The 946-nt window shown below is 68.6% G+C and carries 1 protein-coding gene; it reads left to right on the forward strand.

From position 1 onward, the window contains the following. Positions 1 to 912, forward strand: a 912-nt coding sequence (locus AAAX59_RS09655; protein ID WP_349071607.1) for an IS3 family transposase, incomplete at its 5' end; no start/stop codon positions are given. Positions 913 to 946: the final 34 nt, after the last annotated feature.

Below are 946 nucleotides of genomic sequence, written 5' to 3' on the forward strand. Positions count from 1 at the left end.
AAAAAAATTGCGCGCCCTGGTCGAGCGGGACGGGCTCTGACCAGGGCGGCGGCCGAGGCGGTGAGGGCGCTGCGCGCGGAGGGGCACTCCCTGCGCCACCTGCTGGAGTGCTCGGGGCTCAGGAGGTCGACCTACTACTACGCGCTGGCGCACCCGCGGAGGCCGACCCGGCCCGAGCTGCGCGACGCCGCGGCCGAGATATTCTCGCGCACCGCCAACGGCTGCGGGCACCGGCAGATAGCCATGTGCCTGCGCGCCGAGCTGGGCGCGGTCGTGGCCGACAAGACCGTGCTCAAGATGATGCGCGAGATGGGCATCCGGTGCGGGATACGCCGCCGGGGCTCCCGCCGCCGGTACAGCTCCTACAGGGGGCTCGTGGGGAGCACGTTCGAGAACGTCATCGCGAGGGACTTCGGCGCCGAGGGGCCGTGGCAGAAGCTCGGCACCGACGTCACCGAGTTCAAGGTGGCCGGCGCCAAGGCCTACTGGGCCCCGGTGCTCGACTTCTGCACGAAGGAGATCGTGGCGAGCGACATATCGACCTCGCCGGACCTCGCCCAGCAGCACAGGATGCTCGACCGGCTCCTCGAGGCCCTGCCCGACGGGGCGGCGCCGACCATGCATTCGGACATGGGCTGGCAGTACCAGCACGAGTCCTACACCTCCAGGCTGGAGGGGGCGGGCATCACCCAGAGCATGTCGCGCAAGGGGAACTGCATCGACAACGCCGCCACCGAGCAGCTCTTCGGCCACGTGAAGGACGAGTTCTACCGCGGCAGGGAGTGGGGCAGCTTCGGGGACTTCAAGCGCGACCTGGAGGGGTACATAGCCCATTGGAACACGCGGCGCAGGCAGGTAAGATTGAAGGGCCTGACGCCGGAGGAGTTCCGGAACCGGGCCCTTGCGGCGTAGTCGCTATTTATTCAGTCCAAGTTTCGGGGCGCAG

Source organism: Collinsella sp. CLA-ER-H2 (assembly GCF_040092405.1).
Taxonomy (GTDB): Bacteria; Actinomycetota; Coriobacteriia; order Coriobacteriales; family Coriobacteriaceae; genus Collinsella.